Source organism: Streptomyces sp. NPDC037100 (genome assembly GCF_055606225.1).
The window spans coordinates 28,974-48,903 of sequence record NZ_JBVJSX010000014.1 but is presented as its reverse complement, the minus strand read 5'-3'; the positions used below and the strand labels follow the sequence as shown (position 1 = coordinate 48,903).

19 protein-coding genes are annotated in these 19,930 nt (G+C 72.4%); 7 read left to right on the top strand and 12 right to left on the bottom strand.

Annotated elements, in window-relative coordinates:
- Positions 1 to 142 precede the first annotated feature (142 nt).
- Positions 143 to 1,387, top strand: coding sequence for an SGNH/GDSL hydrolase family protein (locus ACZ7EG_RS34610; protein ID WP_471087937.1), 1,245 nt, complete (start codon positions 143 to 145; stop codon positions 1,385 to 1,387).
- Positions 1,388 to 1,555: 168 nt separating this feature from the next.
- Here ACZ7EG_RS34610 and ACZ7EG_RS34605 read toward each other — a convergent pair whose 3' ends face one another.
- The 5 genes from ACZ7EG_RS34605 to ACZ7EG_RS34585 all read right to left on the bottom strand — a co-directional run bounded on the left by ACZ7EG_RS34605 (position 1,556) and on the right by ACZ7EG_RS34585 (position 8,697).
- On the bottom strand, positions 1,556 to 4,480 hold the full coding sequence (locus ACZ7EG_RS34605) for a helix-turn-helix transcriptional regulator (RefSeq protein WP_471087934.1): 2,925 nt from the start codon (positions 4,478 to 4,480) through the stop codon (positions 1,556 to 1,558).
- Positions 4,481 to 4,767: 287 nt separating this feature from the next.
- On the bottom strand, positions 4,768 to 5,121 hold the full coding sequence (locus tag ACZ7EG_RS34600) for a UBP-type zinc finger domain-containing protein (protein ID WP_471087931.1): 354 nt from the start codon (positions 5,119 to 5,121) through the stop codon (positions 4,768 to 4,770).
- Positions 5,118 to 6,563, bottom strand: coding sequence for an ATP-binding protein (locus tag ACZ7EG_RS34595; protein ID WP_471087929.1), 1,446 nt, complete (start codon positions 6,561 to 6,563; stop codon positions 5,118 to 5,120). Before ACZ7EG_RS34595 ends, ACZ7EG_RS34600 begins: the two co-directional genes overlap by 4 nt.
- Positions 6,560 to 8,236 (bottom strand): NAD(P)/FAD-dependent oxidoreductase, encoded by a 1,677-nt coding sequence (locus ACZ7EG_RS34590; RefSeq protein ID WP_471087926.1) that lies wholly within the window; start codon positions 8,234 to 8,236, stop codon positions 6,560 to 6,562. The genes ACZ7EG_RS34595 and ACZ7EG_RS34590 overlap by 4 nt, the downstream gene beginning before the upstream one ends.
- Before the next feature lie 107 nt (positions 8,237 to 8,343).
- The gene (locus ACZ7EG_RS34585; RefSeq protein ID WP_471087923.1) at positions 8,344 to 8,697 is read right to left on the bottom strand and encodes a VOC family protein; all 354 of its coding nucleotides are present in this window, start codon (positions 8,695 to 8,697) and stop codon (positions 8,344 to 8,346) included.
- Between the two features lie 63 nt (positions 8,698 to 8,760).
- Between ACZ7EG_RS34585 and ACZ7EG_RS34580 the strand changes: the two genes are divergently transcribed.
- The gene (locus ACZ7EG_RS34580) at positions 8,761 to 9,642 is read left to right on the top strand and encodes a universal stress protein (RefSeq protein ID WP_471087920.1); all 882 of its coding nucleotides are present in this window, start codon (positions 8,761 to 8,763) and stop codon (positions 9,640 to 9,642) included.
- Between the two features lie 13 nt (positions 9,643 to 9,655).
- Here ACZ7EG_RS34580 and ACZ7EG_RS34575 read toward each other — a convergent pair whose 3' ends face one another.
- From ACZ7EG_RS34575 to ACZ7EG_RS34565, 3 genes are all read right to left on the bottom strand, one after another.
- Entirely contained in the window at positions 9,656 to 10,888 is a 1,233-nt protein-coding gene (locus ACZ7EG_RS34575) for a DUF4032 domain-containing protein (protein WP_471087918.1), read from the bottom strand.
- A 44-nt stretch (positions 10,889 to 10,932) separates the two neighbouring features.
- Positions 10,933 to 11,679 (bottom strand): MBL fold metallo-hydrolase, encoded by a 747-nt coding sequence (locus tag ACZ7EG_RS34570; protein WP_471087915.1) that lies wholly within the window; start codon positions 11,677 to 11,679, stop codon positions 10,933 to 10,935.
- Between the two features lie 167 nt (positions 11,680 to 11,846).
- Positions 11,847 to 12,470 (bottom strand): alpha-ketoglutarate-dependent dioxygenase AlkB, encoded by a 624-nt coding sequence (locus ACZ7EG_RS34565; RefSeq protein WP_471087912.1) that lies wholly within the window; start codon positions 12,468 to 12,470, stop codon positions 11,847 to 11,849.
- Positions 12,471 to 12,572: 102 nt separating this feature from the next.
- Between ACZ7EG_RS34565 and ACZ7EG_RS34560 the strand changes: the two genes are divergently transcribed.
- Entirely contained in the window at positions 12,573 to 13,211 is a 639-nt protein-coding gene (locus ACZ7EG_RS34560) for a TetR/AcrR family transcriptional regulator (RefSeq protein WP_471087909.1), read from the top strand.
- A gap of 17 nt (positions 13,212 to 13,228) precedes the next feature.
- Complete coding sequence (locus ACZ7EG_RS34555; protein WP_471087906.1) at positions 13,229 to 14,902, top strand: FAD-binding dehydrogenase; 1,674 nt, start codon at positions 13,229 to 13,231, stop codon at positions 14,900 to 14,902.
- 22 nt (positions 14,903 to 14,924) lie between these two features.
- On the opposite strand, the gene ACZ7EG_RS34550 is transcribed toward ACZ7EG_RS34555, so the two are convergent.
- Complete coding sequence (locus ACZ7EG_RS34550) at positions 14,925 to 15,275, bottom strand: DUF488 domain-containing protein (RefSeq protein ID WP_471087904.1); 351 nt, start codon at positions 15,273 to 15,275, stop codon at positions 14,925 to 14,927.
- A gap of 145 nt (positions 15,276 to 15,420) precedes the next feature.
- On the opposite strand from ACZ7EG_RS34550, the gene ACZ7EG_RS34545 reads away from it, so the two are divergent.
- Entirely contained in the window at positions 15,421 to 15,864 is a 444-nt protein-coding gene (locus ACZ7EG_RS34545; RefSeq protein WP_471087901.1) for a DUF6098 family protein, read from the top strand.
- A 24-nt stretch (positions 15,865 to 15,888) separates the two neighbouring features.
- Here ACZ7EG_RS34545 and ACZ7EG_RS34540 read toward each other — a convergent pair whose 3' ends face one another.
- Both ACZ7EG_RS34540 and ACZ7EG_RS34535 read right to left on the bottom strand, forming a co-directional pair.
- Positions 15,889 to 16,143, bottom strand: a complete 255-nt coding sequence (locus tag ACZ7EG_RS34540) for a WhiB family transcriptional regulator (RefSeq protein WP_030844076.1) — start codon at positions 16,141 to 16,143, stop codon at positions 15,889 to 15,891.
- Between the two features lie 103 nt (positions 16,144 to 16,246).
- Positions 16,247 to 17,464 carry a saccharopine dehydrogenase family protein gene (locus tag ACZ7EG_RS34535; RefSeq protein ID WP_471087898.1) on the bottom strand — a complete coding sequence of 406 codons (1,218 nt, stop codon included), beginning with the start codon at positions 17,462 to 17,464 and terminating at the stop codon, positions 16,247 to 16,249.
- A 104-nt stretch (positions 17,465 to 17,568) separates the two neighbouring features.
- On the opposite strand from ACZ7EG_RS34535, the gene ACZ7EG_RS34530 reads away from it, so the two are divergent.
- Positions 17,569 to 18,285 carry a TetR/AcrR family transcriptional regulator gene (locus tag ACZ7EG_RS34530; RefSeq protein WP_471087895.1) on the top strand — a complete coding sequence of 239 codons (717 nt, stop codon included), beginning with the start codon at positions 17,569 to 17,571 and terminating at the stop codon, positions 18,283 to 18,285.
- 36 nt (positions 18,286 to 18,321) lie between these two features.
- On the opposite strand, the gene ACZ7EG_RS34525 is transcribed toward ACZ7EG_RS34530, so the two are convergent.
- On the bottom strand, positions 18,322 to 19,221 hold the full coding sequence (locus tag ACZ7EG_RS34525) for a LysR family transcriptional regulator ArgP (RefSeq protein WP_471088162.1): 900 nt from the start codon (positions 19,219 to 19,221) through the stop codon (positions 18,322 to 18,324).
- A gap of 69 nt (positions 19,222 to 19,290) precedes the next feature.
- Here ACZ7EG_RS34525 and ACZ7EG_RS34520 point away from each other — a divergent pair, with 69 nt between their 5' ends.
- Complete coding sequence (locus ACZ7EG_RS34520; RefSeq protein ID WP_471087892.1) at positions 19,291 to 19,908, top strand: LysE/ArgO family amino acid transporter; 618 nt, start codon at positions 19,291 to 19,293, stop codon at positions 19,906 to 19,908.
- Positions 19,909 to 19,930 lie beyond the last annotated feature (22 nt).

Genomic DNA, 19,930 nt, shown 5'->3' with positions numbered 1-19,930 from the left:
TTCACCCCTCCTCACCGACCGGCAAGGAACGGCACGCCTGTCGAGGCCGCCTGCACAGCGCCGCCGGCCGCACCAGTACGGTGTGGTAAGCCGGGACGACCTCCGCCCGCATCCGCCCCGACCGGTCGAAGGAGCGCCGACGATGTCCCGCACCGCCCGTCCCCGCTGCCGAGCCGCCCTGGCCGCCCTCACCTGCTGCGTCGCGCTGGGCTGCGGGACAGGCACGGTGCCCCAGGGGGGCCGGCCCAGCCCGCCGCCCAGCGCCCCGAGGGCGGCCGGGCCCAGTGTGGTCACCTGGGCCTCCTCCGCCGGCCACGTCGGCGAGGCGGCGGACGGCCGCGGTTACCGGCTGATGGTGCGCACCAGCGTGGGCGGCAGCGGCCTCAGGGTGCGGCTGTCCAACGCCTTCGGCACCCAGCCGGTGACGTTCGCCAACGTCCACGCGGGCCTGCGACGGGCCGGTGCCGCGCTCGTCCCCGGCAGCAACAGGCGCCTGACCTTCGACGGCGCCCGCTCCGTCACCGTCCCCGCCGGCGGCATCGTCTACAGCGACCCGCTGCCCGGCCGCGTTCCGGCCGGGCGCACCCTCGCCGTCAGCATGCACGTGCCCCGGGCGGGCGGCGCGCTCACCGGACACTGGCTGGCGATGCAGACGTCCTACAAGACCGTCGGCGACCACGCCGCGGAGGAAGGCGCGGCCCACTGGAAGCAGCGGACCGGCTCCTGGTTCTATCTCGACGCCGTCACCGTACGGCCCCGCGAGAGGACGGGCGCCGTGGCCGCCCTCGGCGACTCCATCACCGACGGCTGGCATTCCACGACCGACCGGGACCGCCGCTGGCCCGACTTCCTGGCCCGTCGCCTGGGCGAGTCCACCGGCACCGGGGTCGAGGGGGTGGCCAACGCGGGCATCGCCGGGAACAAGGTCCTCCTCGACGGCCCCGGGCAGAGCGCCCTCCACCGCGTGCAGCGCGACGCGCTCTCGCTGCCGGGCGTGCGCACGGTGTTCCTCTTCCAGGGCGTCAACGACATCAAGGCCGAACCCGGCGCCACCGGCGCCGGGCTGATCGCCGGGTACCGCAGGCTGATCGACCGGGCGCACGAGGCCGGGAAGTGCGTCGTCGGGGCCACGATCGCCCCCTACAAGGGCTGGCAGGAGTGGGACCCCGCCGGGGAGGCGGTGCGGCGGCAGGTCAACGCCTTCATCCGCGACAGCGGCGAGTTCGACGGGGTCGCCGACTTCGACCGCGTCCTGCGCAGCCCCGACGACCCCGAGCGGATCCGCCCCGCCTTCGACGGCGGCGACCATCTGCACCCCGACGACCAGGGGATGCGGGCGATGGCCGACGCCGTGGACCTCGAGGACCTCGACTGCGGGACCGGCTAGGGTCTGTCGTTCGGGTCAGGCCACAGGAGACTCACGGTACTGGTCGATGCAGGCAACTACCACCGACCCCACACCGGCCTCGGCGGCCACACTCCAGCCAGCCGCGTCACCAACCTGTCCGGACAGCGCATCCAGCCCAGGGGGCGCGTCGTTCAGCTGCTCGGGCGGTCAGCCGGACGTCGTCGGTTCCGGGGCGATCAGGCCCTCGCGGTAGGCGATCGCCACGGCCTCGCCGCGGCTCGACGCGCCCACCTTGGCGAGGATGTTGGAGACGTGGACGCTCGCGGTCTTGCCGCTGATGAACAGCTCCTCGCCGATCTGCCGGTTGCTGCGGCCGAGGGCGAGCAGCCGCAGCACGTCCAGCTCGCGCGCGGTGAGGACGGCGGCCCGGTCGTCGCTGCCGGGCCTGTCCGACAGCCGGCCGCGACGGATCAGGTCGTCCGCCTGTTCGCGCAGCGGCGTGGCGCCGAGGTGGTCCGCGGTCTCCCGCACCCCTCGCGCCTCGGACGCCGCCTCTTCGCGCCGCCCGGCCGCCACCAGGGCTTCGGCGTACCGCAGCCGGCACCGCGCCCGCTCGTAGACGTCGCCGTAGCCGAACGCCGTCACCACCCTCGCCCAGGCGGCCGCGTCCGGCCCCGACGCGGCCCTGATCCACTCGGCCTCGGCCCGGGCCAGCCACGCCTGCCCCTCGGGACCCTGGGGCGTGCCGTCGTCGCGGGTGGCCATCGTCCGCGCCAGTTCCACCAGTTCGCCCGCGGTGTCCGTCCAGCGACGGGCTCCGGCCTCGTCACCGGCCGACCGCAGCCCGGCCGCCGCGTCGGCCACCGCCGACAGCGCCAGCGCGGCGAGCCGCACCGTGACGTCCGGGCGGGTACCCGCCTCGTCGATGAGGGCCGCGACCGTCGACCGCATCCACCGCACCGCGGCCTCGGGATCCCGGCGCAGCGCCGCCGCGTCGGTGAGCACGATGCCGGCGACGAGGGTGGCCATCCAGTCGAACGGCCCCTCCAGCAGGGCACGCGCCCTGTCGGCGGCCGAGAAGTCACCGCGCGCGAGCGTCACGTACAGCGCGGGCCCCATCGTGTACCCGCCGGCGGCCGGCAGCACGTCGGCGTCGGCCGCCGCCGCGCGCACACACTCGTCCCAGCGGCCCAGCACGTTCAGCACCAACAGCCGCAGGTAGCGCATCTCCAGCGGATACGTCGACGACAGCAGCCCGGCGCGCCGGGCCCGGTCCAGGCCCTCCGTCAGCCAGGGCACGCACTCCGCCAGGGCACCGGACTCGTAACAGCCCATGGCCAGGTTGAACAGGGCGCGCAGCTCCACGGGCGCGTTGCCCGAACTCAGGGCCAGCTCCCGGGCTTTGATCAGCCGCTGCCGGCCCTCCGGGCCGCGCCGCCCCTCGCCGTCGAAAACGGCCAGGGAGATCAGCAGGTCCGCCTGGGCGTCGGTCATCCGCAGCCGCTCCGCCACCCCCAGGGCCCGACGGGCGACCTCGAGCGCGGTCTCGTTCTCCCCGACGTGGCGCGCCGCCAGGACATGGGTGGCGGCCGCCCACACCCACGTCGGGGACGGAGGCTCCTCCGGGATCATCGCCAGTGCCTCGCTGCTGTAGGCGAACGCCGCCTTCAGGCTGTCCACGCTCAGCAGGTTCCCGGCGAGGGTGTAGCGGACCCGCGCGGCGAGTTCTGACTCGGCGTCCTGGCCGAGTCCGGCCAGTGCGGACCGGGCGAGGGACACCGCCCGGTGCAGCTCCCCGGCGTGCGCGGCCGCTGCCGACGCCTGCAGTGTCAGCGTCACCCGTTCGACGCCCGGGGGCCGGGCCCCGGGACCGACTGCCGACCACAGGTCCAGGGCCGCTTCGAGATGCCGTTGTTCCTCGGCCGGCGCACCGACCCGCTGGGCGTGATCGGCGGCCTCCAGCGACGCGGCCAGCGCCTCGGGGAGGTCGTGACTCTCCCGGTAGTGGTGGGCGCGCTCGGCGGCGCTCTCGGCCCGCCCGCGCCCGGCCAGCAGCCGTGCGAACGCGCCATGCAGCCTCGCCCGCTCCCCGGGCAGCAGATCGGCGTAGACGGCCTCGCGGGCGAGCGCGTGCCGGAAGGAGTACGTGTCCCCGTCGCCGGCCACGAGCAGCTGCCGCCCCACCGCCTCACGCAGCGCCGACTCCAGGTCCGCCTCCGGCAGCCCGGCCGCCTCCCGCAGCAGGTCGTGCTCCACCCGGCGCCCGGCGACGGAGGCGGTCCGCAGCACCTGCTGCGCCATCTCGGAGAGCTGCTCGAAACGGATCAGCAGCACATCGGCGAGTCCGCTGGGCACACCCCCCGACTCGGTGTCGGTGGCGGCGAGCAACTCCTCCGCGTAGAAGGCGTTCCCTTCGGCCCGCTCCACGATCCGCCGCACCGTGGCGTCCGGCAGCGGCCGGGGCTCCAGGGCCCGCACCAGCCGGTCCACGTCGGGATCGGCCAGCGGCCGCAGTTCCAGCCGCTCGACGACGGGCAGTCGTACCAGCTCCGCCAGCAGCGGCCGCAGCGGATGCCTGCGGTGCAGGTCGTCGGCCCGGTACGAGGCGAACACCGCCAGCCGGTGCCGGAGCACGCCGCGGCCCAGCAGGAACCGCAGCAGGTCCCGCGACGACTGATCCGCCCAGTGCAGATCCTCCAGCACGAGGAGCAGCGGCGCGACCTCCGCGACCTCGGCCAGCAGCCCCGCCATCCCTTCGAACAGCCGCAGCCGCCCGTCCAGATCCCGCACGGGGTCGGTCCCGGCTCCCAGCAGCCGCTCGACCACGGGATGACCGGCCAGGGCAGCCGAGAACCGCTCGTCGGCGGCGAGCACTCCCAGGATCTCGGTGAACGGCAGATAGGGCAGCCCGACGTCCCCGAGATCCACGCAGTGTCCGGTGACCACGGTCATCCCGGCGTCCCCGGCCCGCTCCGCGATCTCGTCCAGCAACCGCGTCTTGCCGACTCCGGCGTCCCCGCCCACGAGCACGGCCCGCGCGTCGCCGGCACGGGCGCGCTCCAGCACCCCGGAGAGCCGGGCGAGTTCGGGATCCCGCCCGACAACCGGCGTGACGGATGAAGCCTGGGGCACAGAACCAACCTTCGTTTTTCGGGGCGGGGGACAGGGACGAGGTGCGGCTTCGCCGCGTGGGCCTGGGGTCTGTCGTTCGGATCAGGTCACAGGAGACTCACGGTACTGGCCGATGCAGGTGAGCGGGGTCTGGTGCGTGCAGTTGCAAGGCGGGGGAGGGGCGTCGACGCGATGGGGGCCCCTTCCGCGCGAGCGCGGCCGAGCGTGGGGGAGTCGGCAAACCGACGGCAACGCGGCAGATGTGCGTGCCAGGCCCCGCGTCTGTGGCGTGATCCAAACGACAGGCCTTAGGTCCGCAGCGCCTTGGCCCAGTCCACCGGTACGCGCCCCGCGGGCCCCGGCGTGGGCTGATCGACCGGATGACTCACCGGCTCCGCCAGCTCCGGCCCACCCTCGTACAACTCGTTCGTCTCATAGTTCCAGTACCAGTCCTCACCCGGCTCGAAGCTCTGCACGAACGGATGCCCGGTCTCCCGGAAATGCCCCGTCGCGTGCTTCGCCGGCGAACTGTCGCAACACCCCACGTGCCCGCACTGGGCACACCGCCGCAGATGGAACCACCACCCCCCGGCCGCGTCACACTCGGCGCACCCGCTGCCGCTGGGCCGCACACTCGGGTCGATCCCGTTCTCGCCACTCATGCAGACTCCTCCTCGACCGCTGTCAGCGGCAGCAGTACCTGGAACCGTGTGTCCCCGGGCTCCGACTCCACCCGGATGCTGCCATGGTGCTTGTTGACCACGATCCGCCAGGAGATGTCGAGCCCCAGTCCGGTCCCCTCGCCCACCGGCTTGGTGGTGAAGAAGGGATCGAAGATCCGCTCCCGGTCCTGTGCCGGGATGCCTACGCCCGTGTCGCGGAACTCCACCAGCAGCCGGTCGGGTTCCGCGGCCGTCCGCACGGTCAGCGTCCCCTCCCCGCCCGCACTGTTCATCGCCGCGACCGCGTTGTCGATGAGGTTCGTCCACACCTGGTTGAGCTCCGCGGGATACGCGGGGATCCTCGGCAGCGTACGGTCGTAGTCCTTGACGACCTCGATCTGCTTGCCGATCTTGCCGGACAGCATCAGCAGGGTGGAGTCGAGGAGTTCGTGCACGTCGGCGTTCTGGAAGGGCGCGCGGTCGAGCTGCGAGTACTGCTTCGCCGCGTCGACGAGATGCGAGATGCGGGTGGTCGAGTCGTTGATCTCGTCCATCAGCAGCTCGGTCTCGACGGTGTAGTTGAGCCACCCGATCGCGCTGGGCAGGATGTCCTCGTCCACCGCCGCCGCGACCTGGTCCAGCCAGTCCACGTCGAGGCCGGCCTGGACGAAGGTCGGCGCGAGCCGCCAGCCTTCCTCGATGCCCTGGTCGTCCAGCCAGTCGGTCAGGGCGTCCTCCCGGTCGGAGGCCTCCAGCGGGCTCAGCGCGGGTGCCTTGGCGACCCGCTCGGCGGTGCGCTCCTGGATGTCGATGAGGTTCGCCATGACCTCGGGGGAGTACGACCCCTGCGCGATGACCGCCAGCTTGTGGCGCATCTTGCCGACCCGCTCCCGCAGGGTCGCCGTCGCCCGCACGGCCGCCGCGGCCGGGTTGTTGAGCTCGTGCGTGAGCCCGGCGGACAACGAGCCCAGCGCCAGCAGCCGTTCACGCTGCCCGATGGCCCGCTGGGCGCTCTTGGTGCCGAAGAACAGCCCCTCCAGCAGGTGCACCGCCATCGGGAACCAGTCCTGCATGATCTCCGCGAACGTGTCGGCGGGCAGCACGAAGAACCGCGTCGGCTCCGTGACGCGCATGGAGTTGTTGTAGACCTGCCGCACCCGGTCGCCCAGGTACGCCTGCATGGACCCCGCGTACACCCCGCGCTGTGAGGTCCGGGTCACCTCCACGTCGTCCCCGCCCACCCGGCGGTACAGCACCACGGTGCCTTCGAGCATCACGTAGAAGCAGGTCGCGGGCTCGCCCTCGGCGTACACCGGCCCGGGCTCGAAGCGCTCCACCCGCCCCTCGGCGCACAGCCTGCCGAGTTGCTCGGGCGTGAGCTTCTCGAACAGGAACAGCGCCCCGATCTCCTGCGGGTTGCAGGGCGCGGACTGCCCGCTCATGACTGTTCCAGGTACCGGTGGACGAGCATCACGGCCATGGCTCCCTCTCCGACGGCGGACGCGACCCGCTTCGCGGACTCCGCGCGGGCGTCGCCCGCCACGAACACACCGGGCACGTTGGTCTCCAGGTGGTACGGCGGCCGGTCCAGCTCCCAGTCCTCCGGCGGCCGGCCGTCGGCGCTGAGGTCCGGCCCGGCCAGGATGAACCCCCGCTCGTCCCGCAGCACCGTCCCGTCCAGCCAGTCGGTGAGCGGGGCCGCGCCGATGAACACGAACACCCACTGCGCGTCGACCTGTTCGGTCTGTCCGCTGTCCACGTCCCGCAGGGTCAGCCGCTCCAGCCGGCCGTCGCCGTGCGCGGACTCGACGACCGTGCGGGCCCGGACCTGGATGTTGGGCGACTCCTCGATCTGCTGGATCAGGTAGTGCGACATCGACGCCGTCAGTGACTCGCCGCGCACCAGCAGGGTCACCGACTTGGCGCCGCGGGACAGGTACATCGCCGCCTGTCCCGCGGAGTTGGCGCCGCCGACGATGTACACGTCCTGGTCCTGGCAGGAGGGCGCCTCCGTGAGGGCCGACCCGTAATACACCCCGCAGCCGGTCAGTTCCTCGCAGCCGGGCGCCGCCAGCTGCCGGTAGGACACCCCCGTCGCCAGGATCACGCTGTGCGCGGCGACCGCCGAGCCGTCCGAGAACCGTACGATCCGGGCGGCGCCGTTGACCTCCAGCGCCGTCACCTCGCGCGCAGACAGGATCTCGGCACCGAACTTCGACGCCTGCCGCCGGGCCCGGTCGGTGAGCTGCGCCCCCGACACGCCGTCGGGGAAGCCGAGGTAGTTCTCGATGCGCGAGCTCTGACCCGCCTGCCCACCGGTCGCCGACCGCTCCACCAGCACGGTCCGCAACCCCTCGGAGGCACCGTAGACGGCCGCGCCGAGCCCCGCCGGGCCGCCGCCGATGACGACCAGGTCGTAGAAGTCGGCCGTGGGGGTCGTCGCCAGCCCGACGCGGGCGGCGAGGTCGACGGCCTCCGGCTCGACCAGCGGTGTCCCGTCCGGCGTGATCACCACCGGCAGCCGCAACCCGTCCTCGCCGGCCGCGGCCAGCAGCCGCCGCCCCTCCGGCTCGTCGGAGGAGTACCAGCGGTAGGGCACCTGGTTGCGGGCCAGGAACTCCCGCACGTCCGAGGAACGCGACGACCACCGGTGCCCCACGACCTTGGTGCTGGGAACGGGCCGGAAGTCGCTGGTCCGCCATGCCTGGAGCAGATCGTCGAGGACCGGGTACAGCTTCTCCTCGGGCGGATCCCACGGCTTCAGCAGATAGTGGTCCACGTCGACGACGTTGATCGCGTCGATCGCGGCGTTGGTGTCCGCGTACGCGGTCAGCAGCACGCGCCGCGCGCCCGGATAGACGTCCAGGGCCTGCTCGAGGAACTCGATGCCGTTCATCTGAGGCATCCGGTAGTCGGCCAGGATGACGGCCACGAGATCGCCGCGCAGCTTCAGCTCCCGCAGCGCCTCCAGCGCGGACGCGCCGGACTCCGCCCGCACGATCCGGTACGACGCGCCGTACCTCCGCCTCAGGTCCCGGGCCACGGCCCGGGAGACACCCGGATCGTCGTCCACGGTCATGATCACGGTCCGCGCCGAATCGGCGGCCTGTGCCATACCTCCCCCACACCGGGCGGTCGACTCACGGCACGGCGTCCCGGGGGCACCGCGCCGACCTCAGCCCATCGTATGTTCGATCGCGCCGCCGCGCCCGGATACGGCGATCAGCTCCGGGCGGCCCCCAGCACGCAGAACTCGTTGCCCTCCGGATCGGCGAGCGTCACCCACGACTGCTCGCCCTGACCGATGTCGGCGTGCCGCGCTCCGAGCGCCAGCAGCCGGGCCACCTCGGCCTCCTGGTCGTCGGGCCGGAAATCCAGGTGGAGGCGGTTCTTGATCGTCTTGCTCTCCGGCACCGACGTGAAGAGCAGTCCCGGCAGCCGGTCCGGCGCGGGCCGGATCTCGAACTCGTCGGGTGCGTCGTTCACCACCGTCCAGCCGAGAGCCTCCGCCCACCAGCGCCCCAGGGCCTCAGGGTCGGCCGAGTCCACCATGACCTGTTCCCACTCCAGTGACATGCGGGCAGTGTAGTGAAGACTGATCATGAGCACGTAGTAGTTCCGATGAGGGGAGACAGCCGGATGACACGCCCGATCACCGCAGGGGTCGACGGATCGCAGGAGAGCCTCGCGGCCCTTGCCTGGGCGGCGCGGGAGGCCGTACGGCGCGACCGGCCGCTGCGCGTCGTGCACGCCTGGCGGGTCCAGACGCCGGAGTTGATCGAGAGCGCCCTCGCCACGGACGCGGACAGCCAGGCCGAGTGGGTGCACGGCGCGGTGACCGAGGCCGTCGGGACCGTCACCGAACGACATCCGGACCTCGCGGTGACGACCGATGTCATCGAGGGTGCGGTGGCCGACACCCTGGTCGCCGCCGCGGCCGACGCCGAGATGCTGGTCCTCGGCTCGCGCGGGCACGGCCGCATCGTCGGATTCCTGCTCGGCTCGATCGGCCAGCAGGTGATCGCCGAGGCCACCCGGCCCGTGGTGCTGGTGCGGGCCGGCGACCAGCCCCCGTCCGAGGCCGCCGGGCGGGAGATCGTCGTGGGCCAGCAGGGTGACCCGGAGGACAGCGCCGACGCGCTGCGCTTCGCCTTCGAGACGGCCGCCGCGCGGGGGGCGGCCGTGCGGGTCGTACGGGCCTGGAACCTGCCGCCCGTCTTCGCCTACAGCCCGGGCTCGCTGAAGCTCCTCGACGAGGCCGGGGGACTGGAGCCGTACGAGAAGAAGAGCCTGGCCGCCGCGGTCCGGCCGTTCCGGGAACGCTTCCCCGACGTGCCGGTCGAGGAGCACGTGGAGATGGGCAGCGCGAGTCAGGTCCTGCTGTCGGTGGCCGGGACGGCTCAGCTGATGGTCGTGGGCCGCCGGGCCCACCGCACGGCCGTCGGGGCGCGCATCGGCTCGGTGGCGCACGGGATGCTGCACCATGCCGACTGCCCGGTGGCGGTGGTGCCGCCGGTGTGAGGGCGCCGGCCCCTCACTCCTCCGTCGGCTGCAGTGTCTTCCTGGCCTTGGGAAGGATGTTCCGGATGTAGTCCTCGACCACCGCGTCGAGGCCGATGTCGTGCTGGGCACGCTCGGACATGTACCAGCGGTGTTCGAGGAGCTGGTGGTAGATCTCGGCCGGGTCCATCGCGCCGCGCAGTTCGAGCGGTACGGCCCGCACGGTCGGCCGGAAGACCTCGCGGACCCAGCGGTGGGCGAGAACCTCCGGGCGTGCCCCCAGGGGATCGCCGGGGGCGTAGTCGTCCTGGGTCGCCATCCAGCTCTCCAGGTCGTTCAGCAGCCGCCGGGCCTGGTTCTCCTCCGTGTCCAGCCCGGTCAGACGCAGCAGCTGCCGCTGGTGGTGGCCCGCGTCGACGACCTTGGGGACGAAGCTGACGGTGTCGCCGTTCGAGGCGTGCTCGATCTGCATCTCGGCGACGTCGAACCCGAGGTCGTTCAGGCGGCGGATGCGGCGCTCTATGTAGTGGTACTTGCCGGCCGGGTAGACGGAGGCCCGGGTCAGTTCGTCCCACAGTCCGCGGTAGCGGGCGCAGATCTCCGTGCCGAACTCGATCGGGTCGACGGACGGGTGCAGCGCCCCCGACGCCTCCAGGTCCAGCAGCTCCCCGCTGATGTTCACCCGGGCGAGATCGAGGTCGTAGTCCCGCTGCCCGGCGCTGAGCTGCGGATGCAGGTCACCGGTCTCGGCGTCCACCAGGTAGGCGGCGTAGGCGCCCGCGTCGCGCCGGAAGAGGGTGTTGGACAGCGAGCAGTCGCCCCAGGCGAACCCGGCCAGGTGCAACCGCACCAGCAGCACGGCGAGCGCGTCCATGAGCCGGTGCATGGTGGCCGGGCGCATGGTCGTCTCGAACATCGAGCGGTACGGCATCGAGCCGCCCAGGTGCCGGGTGACCAGGACGCTCTCCAGCGGGGCGCCGCTCGCGTCGGTGCGGCCGGTGACCACGGCCAGCGGGTCCACCGACGGGATGCCGAGCCGGTCCAGGTCGCGCAGCATGTCGTACTCGCGCAGCGCCGGGCGCGCGGCGAGCTCCTTGACGGCGATCACCCCGTCGCCCGCCCGGGAGTAGCGCACCACGTGCCGGGAGATGCCGCGCGGCAGCGGCACCAGGTACTCCTCCGGCCACTCCTCCAGAGGCACGTCCCACGGCAGTTCGAGCAGGAGCGCGGGGTGCTCCGGGTTGGTCGCGCTGATCTGCAGTGCCATGGGCCGGGTGTCCTTGTCTCGCCGCGGATCGTCACATCAGATTATTAGAGGGCGCGTTCCCGGGCTCGGAGAGCGGCGTCCCGCACCGGCCCGCGGTGGACCGGTCCGTGCCCGGGGAGCAGCAGCTCGCCCTCCAGCTCCGCCAGGACGTCCAGGGAGGCCAGGGCGCGCGGCCGCTCGTGGTGGAACATGTCCGGCAGCAGCTGCGGTCCCTCGACGTGTGAGGTGGGGTGCCCGCTGACCAGGGCGTCCCCGGAGATCAGCACGCCGGTGCCGGGCAGGTGGTAGGCGCAGTGCCCGTCGGTGTGGCCCGGTGTGTGGACCGGCACCGGCCGCCCGGGCAGGTCCAGGGCGCCCGCGGCGGGGAACGCCTGCGGAGCCGTGACCGGGACGTGTGCCGTACCGCCCGAGCGCAGTGCGTGCACCGCCCACGGCAGCACCCCCGGGCGCCAGCCGTTCTTCAGCACCGTGCCGACGGACACCTGGTGGAGGAACTCCCGGCGTGCGTGCGGCACCTCGGCCTCGTGCAGATGGACGGGCGTGCCGTGGGCGGCGCGCAGGTACTCGGCGTTGCCCAGGTGGTCGTTGTGGGCGTGCGTGATCAGCACGGCCACGACGGCCTCCGGGGAACTGCCCACCTGGGCGAGCGAGGCCAGGACCTGTTCCCGGTCCCCGGGGTAGCCGGTGTCGACCAGCGTGACGGCGTCCCCTTCCGTGAGGATCACCCAGTTCGTGTCGGAGCCGTGCACCAGATAGGTGCCGTCCGCGACGTGGTGTACGTCCGCCCGCATGATCGCCCGCCTCGTGTGGTCTCTCTACCGGCCCGACGAGAGAAGAAAAGCAGACCCGGCGACGGACGGAACCGCCGGGTCCGCCTCAATGGCGGGTGTGCGGCGGGTCGTTCGGTATGCCCTCTACGGCGGGTGTGCGGCCGGCCGGCCGGCCGGTCGGCGTGCCCTCAGCGCACGCCCTGCGGCCGGAACTGGATGCTGATGCGCGGCCCCGTGGCGCGCGTGCTCTTGGGGATGGCGTGTTCCCAGGTGCGCTGGCACGAGCCGCCCATCACGACGAGGTCGCCGTGGCCCAGCGGACGGCGCACGGTGTCCCGGCCACCCCCGAGGGGGCGCAGCAGCAGGTCCCGGGGGGCTCCGACCGACAGGATCGCGACCATCGTGTCCTCGCGCGCACCGCGCCCGATCCGGTCGCCGTGCCAGGCCACACTGTCCCGGCCGTCGCGGTAGTAGCACAGCCCGGCCGTGGTGAACGGCTCGCCCAGTTCCTCGCCGTAGTACGCGCTGAGCGCCTCCCTGGCCTCGGCCAGCACCGGGTGCGGCAGCCGGTCGTCGGCGCCGTAGAAGGCGAGCAGGCGGGGGACGTCGACCACGTTGTCGTACATCTTGCGCCGCTCCGCCCGCCACGGAACCTCGGCCGCCAGCTGTTCGAACAGTTCGTCCGAGCCGTCGAGCCATCCGGGCAGCACGTCGAGCCAGGCGCCGAAGCCGAGGTGGGTGCGGCCGATCCCGTCCAGAGGGCCGAGGTGCAGTTCGTCCGCCTGGTCGAAGAGGGAGCCCTGGAGGTGCATGTCCCCAGCGTACCCCTTAATCGAATGTGTGTTCCATGGGGACTCGGCCTTTCGATACATGGGTGTATCCAATACAGTCATGTATCGAAAGGGGGGCCGGGCATGGCTGTCGCCAGAAGCACCGGGCGCGTGACCAGGCGCCGGGTCCACACCCGCGCCAACCTCCTCAAGGCCGCGTTCTCCGTCTTCGCGGCCAAGGGCTTCGGTCACGTCTCGATCGAGGAGGTCTGCGAGGCCGCCGGCTACAGCAGGGGCGCCTTCTACTCCAACTTCTCCAGTCTCGACGAGCTCTTCTTCGCCCTTTACCGGGAGCGGGCCGACCTGATCGCCGAGCAGGTGTCCGGCGCGCTCGCCCTCGACGGACCCGGCCTCGACGTGCCCGCCGCCGTGGACCGCGTCACCGACGTGCTGCTCCTCGACCGCGACTGGCTCCTGGTGAAGACGGACTTCCTCGTACACGCCGCCCGCGATCCGGAGGTGGCCCGGAGCCTGCTCGAACACCGCGCGCGGCTGCGGCAGGCCATCGCCGACCGGCTCGGCCGGGCCCGCGGGCACACCGCACTGCCCGCCGTGCTGGGCGACATCGACGGCGCCGCCCACGCCGTCGTGGCCGCGTACGACGGTGTCACCACGCAACTCCTGCTGGACCGGGACCTGGAGCACGCCCGCGCCTGGCTGAAGCAACTGCTCACGGCCCTGCTCACCGACGGCAGCGGCACCCCCGATCACACGAAGCACTGAAGAAGGGAACTGTCGCCATGGATGCCGATGTCATCGTCGTCGGAGCGGGTCTCGCCGGCCTGGTCGCGGCGCACGAACTGACCAGCAAGGGCCGGCGGGTCGCCCTCGTCGACCAGGAGAACGCGGCCAACCTCGGCGGCCAGGCCTTCTGGTCCTTCGGCGGGCTGTTCCTCGTCGGCTCGCCGGAGCAGCGGCGCCTGGGCATCAAGGACTCCTTCGACCTCGCGTGGAGCGACTGGCGGGGCAGCGCGGGCTTCGACCGGCTGGAGGACGAGGACTCCTGGGCCGTGCGCTGGGCGCGCGCCTACGTCGAGTTCGCCGCGGGGGAGAAGCGGTCCTGGCTCGACGGGCACGGCATCACGTTCCTGCCCACCGTCGGCTGGGCCGAACGCGGCGACCTCACGGCGCACGGGCACGGCAACAGCGTGCCCCGCTTCCACGTCGCCTGGGGCACCGGCACCGGCGTCGTCGAACCGTTCGTGCGCTACGCCAAGCAGGCCGCCCGCGACGGGCTGCTCACCTTCCACCACCGCCACCGCGTCGACGCGCTCGTGGTCGAGGACGGCACCGCACAGGGCGTGCGCGGCACGGTCCTGGCCGACGACCCCTCACCCCGGGGTGTCGCCTCCAGCCGCGACGCGATCGGCGCATTCGAACTGACCGCCCAGGCCGTCATCGTCACCAGTGGCGGCATCGGCGCGAACCACGACATCGTCCGCCGCTACTGGCCCGAGCGCCTCGGCACCCCGCCGCGCGAGATGGTCACCGGCGTTCCCGCCTACGTCGACGGGCGGATGCTCGACATCAGCGCCGAGGCGGGCGTCCGACTGGTCAACCGCGACCGCATGTGGCACTACACAGAGGGCCTGCAGAACTGGGACCCGATCTGGCCCGGCCACGGAATCCGCATCCTGCCCGGACCGTCGTCGATGTGGTTCGACGCCCTCGGCCGCCGCCTGCCCGGACCCTTCCTGCCCGGCTACGACACCCTCGGCACCCTGAAGCACCTGCGCACCACCGAGGACATCGCCGGGTACGACCACTCCTGGTTCATCCTCACGCAGAAGATCATCGAGAAGGAGTTCGCCCTGTCGGGCTCCGAGCAGAACCCCGACATCACCGCCAAGGACCGTGCCGGATTCCTCAAGGAACGCATCCTCGGCAAGGGCGCGCCCGGACCCGTCGACGCGTTCCTGCGCAAGGGCGCCGACTTCGTGACCGCGGCCGGTCTCGAGCAGCTCGTCGAGAAGATGAACGCGCTCACCGACAAGCCGCTGCTGGACGCGGCCGGCATCCGCCGTCAGATCGAGGCCCGCGATCTGCAGATCGCCAACCCCTACGCCAAGGACGCCCAGGTACAGGGCATCCGCAACGCCCGGCGCTACATCGGCGACCGCCTCGGCCGGGTCGCCACCCCGCACCGCATCCTCGACCCGGCGGCCGGACCGCTGATCGGCGTCAAGCTGCACGTCCTCACCCGTAAGACCCTCGGAGGCATCCAGACCGACCTGGACTCCCGCGCCCTCGGCACCGACGGCAAGCCGATCGACGGACTGTACGCGGCCGGCGAGGTCGCCGGATTCGGCGGCGGCGGCGTCCACGGCTACAACGCCCTGGAGGGCACCTTCCTCGGCGGCTGCCTCTTCTCGGGCCGGGCGGCGGGGCGGGCGGCCGCCAAGCAGACCGCCTGACCTGGGGGGACGGTCCGCCCTCTCAGGATTCGAGGAGGCGGGCCAGCACGGTGGCATGGCTCTGCTCGGGCGTCTTCGACGCGGTCAGCAGGGTCACGTCGCCCTCACGGGCCAGCTCACGCACACCGTCGAGCGCGGCGGACGCCTCGTCGGAGGCGAGTTCCGCCTCGTACCGCTCGGCGAACTCCCCGTACGAACCCTCGCCCGCGTGGTACCAGCGGCGCAGCTCCGTCGAGGGGGTGAGCGCCTTCGGCCACTCGTCCACCCGTGCCGCGTCCTTGGCCAGGCCGCGCGGCCACAGCCGGTCGACCAGGACCCGCGCACCGTCCTCCGGCTCGGCGGGATCGTAGACACGGCGCACGCGCACGCTCATGGTCGGCTCCTCTCCGCGGCGGTACGGGTGTGCCGCGAGCCTAACCCCGGCCGGGCGCCCGCACCGCTCGGTACCGAACGGCCGGTTCCGCTCCTGCCGGGCGGGTACTCCGTCCGCCTGACCAGTCGAGGAAGGAGGTCATGACATGAGTACACGGGACGATCTGCGGGTCGTACGGTCACTCGACGAACTCGCCGAACTCGTCGAACGGCACAGAGGCCTGTACGTCCGCTGGTCGCGCGGCCCGGAGACCGATCTCCGCGAGGTGTCCAGCACCGACGACCTGACGGGCGTGCCCCTGCCGGGGCTGTCCGCCAACCCGCTCGGCGTCGAGGAGTGGTGGGAGGGCCGGCCGGTGCGGGTCTGGGTGGCCCGCCGCCTGCACGACTACGCGCATCTTCCGCACGACAAGGGGCCGGGCGTGCACCCCTGGGTACTCACAGGCAAGGAGACCGCCCGCGGACCCGACAACGAACCGCTGGTCACCGACGTCCGCCCGATGTGTCGGCTCGACCGGCAGGTGATCGACGAGGCCCAGGCGGTGGTCGCCCGGCAGGAAAACCCCTGGGGGCCGCTGCGGCGCAGCTGAAACCCCCAGGGGCGGTGGCCGGTGTCAGCCGGAACGGCGGCGGGCGGCCGTGCGGCGCTTCAGCGCACGCCGTTCGTTCTCGCTCGTCCCGCCCCAGACGCCGATGGACTGCCCCGTGTCCAGGGCCCATTGCAGACACTGCTCCTGCACGGGGCAGCGCCGTCGGCACACGGCCTTCGCCTGCTCCGTCTGCAACAGAGCCGGGCCGGAGGTACCGATCGGGAAGAAAAGCTCGGGGTCCTCGTGCCGACAGGCAGCGTGGTCTCGCCAGTTGTCCATCGAAGTCACCTGCATCGCAGTAGAAATGTGCTCTCTCGGATGCTTACTCCCTTGCGGGTGACCTGTCGATGCCCGGTGAAACAGGGAGTTCCCGGACAGTCGTTCACTGCTCCCGCATCCCCCAGGGGGAGCCGTAGTCCGTCAGCAGGTCCAGGAACGGCCGGGCGGGGAAGGCCTCCGGGCCCAGTACGCCGGCACCCGACCAGGCTCCCGTCGCGAGGAGTTCGAGCGCGACCACGGGATTGATCGCCGTCTGCCACACCACGGCCTGGGAACCGTACTCGGCCATGGACCACTGGTTGTCGACCACGTGGTACAGGTACACCTCACGCGGCTCACCGTCCTTCACACCCCGCACCCACGTGCCCGCACACGTCTTGCCGTGCATCCGCTCGCCCAGCGTCGCCGGGTCGGGCAGGCAGGCGGCGACCACGTCCCGGGGCGAGACCTTCACCGGCCCGTCCGGCCCGGGCACCGTCACCGGGTCGGTGCGGTCCAGGCCCAGCAGGTGCAGGGTCCGCAGTGTCTCGACGAACTCCCGGCCCAGGCCGTACTTGAAGGTCACCCGGCGGGCGTCGACCCACCGCGGGACGAGCAGCACCTCCTCGTGCTCCACGTTCACGCACTCGACCGGGCCGATGCCCTCGGGGAAGTCGAAGACCTCGGGCTCGCTGAACGGCTCGGTGGTGAACCAGCCCTTCCCGCCCTCGTAGACGACCGGCGGGTTGAGGCACTCCTCGATGGTGGTCCAGATGCTGAACGAGGGCGCGAAGTCGTAGCCGTCGACGGCCAGGTTCGCGCCGTCCCGGATGCCGATCTCCTCGATCTCGTCGAAGAGTTCGTCGGCGGCGTACCGCGCGAACACGTCCGACAAGCCCGGCTCCACGCCCATGCCGACGAGGGCCAGCAGCCCCTCCTTCTCCCAGTCCGCGGCCTGCGCGAACTGCTCGTCGCCGAGCTTGACCCCGCACTCCTCGTACGGACGCTCGGCGTGCGGACGGGACAGCGACATCGCCATGTCGAGGTAGGTGGCGCCCGCGGCGCGGGCCGCGCGGAACAGAGGCATCACGAAGCGGGGATCGGTGGCGTTGAGGAGGACGTCGCAGCGGTGCCGGGCGAGCAGGCGCGCGACGGCACTCTCGTCGCTCGCGTCGACCTGTTCCGCCGTGAAGCGCAGGTCTGGGCCGAGCGCCGCGACGGCGGCCTGCGCCCGGTCCGGGTCGTAATCGGCCACCACCATGGCTTCGAAGAACGGCCGCCGGGCCGCGATCCGGGTGATGGCCCCGCCCACACCACCGGCTCCCACGAGCAGTACACGCATGACAGAAACTCCCTATTTGCGAAGAACGTGACGCGCCCTTGGAGAGATGAAACGCCGCCCTGTCGCATAAGGTCAATGGCGTTGGCATAAGGAGGGAGCGTGTCGTGCCCAAGCCCGTGGTGCCCGAGGAGAAACGCCGCCGGCGCAGGCCCACCAAGAGCGGCACCGTGCTGTCCGAGGAGCTGATCGTCGAGACAGCGCTGCGCATGCTGCGCGAACACGGCAGCGCGGGCTTGACCGCCCGACGGCTCGGCCTCGCCCTGGACGCCGACCCGAGCACGCTCTACCGGTACTTCCGCGGCATGGACGAGCTGACCCTCGCCATCGGCGACGCGCTCATCGGCCAGGCCCTTCAAGGCTGGCGGCGCACGGGGGAGTGGCGGGCGGACCTGCGGTCCTTCGGGCTGCGCATCCACGCCGCGTACCTCGCCCATCCGCAGGCCGCCCTGCTGACCACGAACCGCGTCACGGGCCGGGCTCATGAGCTGGCCGCCGACGAGGCCGTCCTGGACGTCCTGCGCACGGCCGGTTTCCCGCTGCCCGACACCGTGCGCATCTACCACGCCTTCATCGACCAGACCCTGGCCTTCGCCGCGCTGGACGCCGCCTCGCTGGCCCTGCCCAGCGACTCGCTGCACGCCGACGAGGACATGTGGCGCTCCACGTACGCCCGTCTGCCCGCCGCCAGCCACCCCCGCATCGCCGAGGCGGCGCCGCTGCTCGCCACCCGCATGCTCACCAGCGCCTACCCGACGGCCCTGGAGATGCTGCTGGACAGCGCGGCGGCCCGGCTGGAGGCCTGCCGGACGCGAGGACGGTGAACACCGGCGGGGCGCCGTGATGCTCGGACCGAGGCCTCAGGACCGCAGCGCCTCCGCCGCGGTCGCCGTCACCGTCTCCGCCACCTGCGCGAGGGCCGGCGAGTCGAGCTTCCACTGCTGCCAGTACAGCGGCACGTCGACCGTGCGGCGCGGGGCGATGGCGACGAGCCGGCCGTCGCGCAGCAGAGGATCCGCCTGGGGTTCCGGCACCAGGCCCCAGCCCAGCCCGGCGGCCACGGCCTCGACGAAACCCTCCGAGGTCGGCACGTAGTGCCGCAGCGCGCTTGCGCCGCCGCGCCCCCGGGTGAGCCCGCGGACGAAACCGTCCTGGAAATCGTCGCGACGGTCGAAGACCACTACGGGCACCGCCCTGAGCGCCTGCGCCAGGGGCCCGCCGAGGTGGCGCGCGGCGAAGGCCGGCGCGGCGACGGGCAGATAGCGCATCCGGCCGAGCGACCGCACGGAGCAGCCCGGCACCGGATCCGGCGACGAGGTCACCGCCGCCATCACCACGCCCTCCCGCAGCAGGGCCGCCGTGTGGTCCTCGTCCTCGCGGCGCAGCTCGAAGCAGAGCCGCAGCTCCTCCGGTACGCGGGTGAGCGCCGGGAGGAACCAGGTGGCCAGCGAGTCGGCGTTCACCGCCACCGACACCCGGGTCGGCTCCCCGGCCCCGGTCAGTCCGAGCTCCGCGCAGGCGTCGTGCTCCAGCCGTGCCACTTGGCGGGCCAGGCGTACCAGGACCTCGCCCGACTCGGTCGGCCGCACCGGCTTGGTCCGCAGCAGCAGAACCCGCCCCGTGCGCTGCTCCAGCGCCTTCACCCGCTGGCTGATCGCCGACGGCGTCACGTGCAGAGCGGCCGCCGCCGCGTCGAACGTCCCCTCGTCCACGACGGTGAGCAGAGTCCGGACCTGATCCAGCGGGAGATCCGTCATCATCATGTGGGCTAATGATACGTAAGAATCTTTAGCTGGACCCGAACCGGGAGCGTCCGTAGCGTCGACGCCATGACCAGCACCTTCACCGCCGGCGCCGCCGGTTTCGGCACCGGACTGTCCCTCATCGTCGCCATCGGCGCCCAGAACGCCTTCGTCCTGCGGCAGGGGATCCGTCGCCAGGCCGTCCTCGCCGTCGTCGGGATCTGCGCCCTGTCCGACGCGGCACTCATCGCGCTCGGGGTGGGCGGGGTCGGCGCGGTGGTGGTCACGTGGCCGGGCGCGCTCACGGTGGTCGGCTGGATCGGCGGCGCCTTCCTGCTGTGCTACGGCGCCCTGGCCGCCCGCCGGGTGTTCCGGCCGGACGGGGGCGCGCTGCGGACCGAGGGGGACGCGTCCGGATCGGTGCGCCGGGCCGTGCTCACCTGCCTGGCGATGACCTGGCTCAACCCGCACGTCTACCTCGACACCGTGTTCCTGCTGGGGTCCGTCGCCGCCGACCACGGTTCGCTGCGCTGGACGTTCGGCCTCGGCGCCGTGCTCGCCAGCCTGTGCTGGTTCACCACCCTCGGGTTCGGCGCCCGCGTGCTCGGCCGTTTTCTCGCCAGGCCCGCCGCCTGGCGCGTCCTGGACGGCCTGGTCGCCGCCACCATGATCGTGCTCGGCGCCGTGCTCCTCATCGGCAGCTGACACCTCGGCCGCGGGGCGCCGC

Coding starts and splice junctions, on each gene's coding strand:
- ACZ7EG_RS34610 (WP_471087937.1), top strand. CDS start 143: ATGTCCCGCACCGCCCGTCCCCGCTGCCGAGCCGCCCTGGCCGCCCTC.
- ACZ7EG_RS34600 (WP_471087931.1), bottom strand. CDS start 5,121: ATGAGTGGCGAGAACGGGATCGACCCGAGTGTGCGGCCCAGCGGCAGC.
- ACZ7EG_RS34595 (WP_471087929.1), bottom strand. CDS start 6,563: ATGAGCGGGCAGTCCGCGCCCTGCAACCCGCAGGAGATCGGGGCGCTG.
- ACZ7EG_RS34590 (WP_471087926.1), bottom strand. CDS start 8,236: ATGGCACAGGCCGCCGATTCGGCGCGGACCGTGATCATGACCGTGGAC.
- ACZ7EG_RS34585 (WP_471087923.1), bottom strand. CDS start 8,697: ATGTCACTGGAGTGGGAACAGGTCATGGTGGACTCGGCCGACCCTGAG.
- ACZ7EG_RS34580 (WP_471087920.1), top strand. CDS start 8,761: ATGACACGCCCGATCACCGCAGGGGTCGACGGATCGCAGGAGAGCCTC.
- ACZ7EG_RS34575 (WP_471087918.1), bottom strand. CDS start 10,888: ATGGCACTGCAGATCAGCGCGACCAACCCGGAGCACCCCGCGCTCCTG.
- ACZ7EG_RS34570 (WP_471087915.1), bottom strand. CDS start 11,679: ATGCGGGCGGACGTACACCACGTCGCGGACGGCACCTATCTGGTGCAC.
- ACZ7EG_RS34565 (WP_471087912.1), bottom strand. CDS start 12,470: ATGCACCTCCAGGGCTCCCTCTTCGACCAGGCGGACGAACTGCACCTC.
- ACZ7EG_RS34560 (WP_471087909.1), top strand. CDS start 12,573: ATGGCTGTCGCCAGAAGCACCGGGCGCGTGACCAGGCGCCGGGTCCAC.
- ACZ7EG_RS34555 (WP_471087906.1), top strand. CDS start 13,229: ATGGATGCCGATGTCATCGTCGTCGGAGCGGGTCTCGCCGGCCTGGTC.
- ACZ7EG_RS34550 (WP_471087904.1), bottom strand. CDS start 15,275: ATGAGCGTGCGCGTGCGCCGTGTCTACGATCCCGCCGAGCCGGAGGAC.
- ACZ7EG_RS34545 (WP_471087901.1), top strand. CDS start 15,421: ATGAGTACACGGGACGATCTGCGGGTCGTACGGTCACTCGACGAACTC.
- ACZ7EG_RS34540 (WP_030844076.1), bottom strand. CDS start 16,143: ATGGACAACTGGCGAGACCACGCTGCCTGTCGGCACGAGGACCCCGAG.
- ACZ7EG_RS34535 (WP_471087898.1), bottom strand. CDS start 17,464: ATGCGTGTACTGCTCGTGGGAGCCGGTGGTGTGGGCGGGGCCATCACC.
- ACZ7EG_RS34525 (WP_471088162.1), bottom strand. CDS start 19,221: ATGATGACGGATCTCCCGCTGGATCAGGTCCGGACTCTGCTCACCGTC.
- ACZ7EG_RS34520 (WP_471087892.1), top strand. CDS start 19,291: ATGACCAGCACCTTCACCGCCGGCGCCGCCGGTTTCGGCACCGGACTG.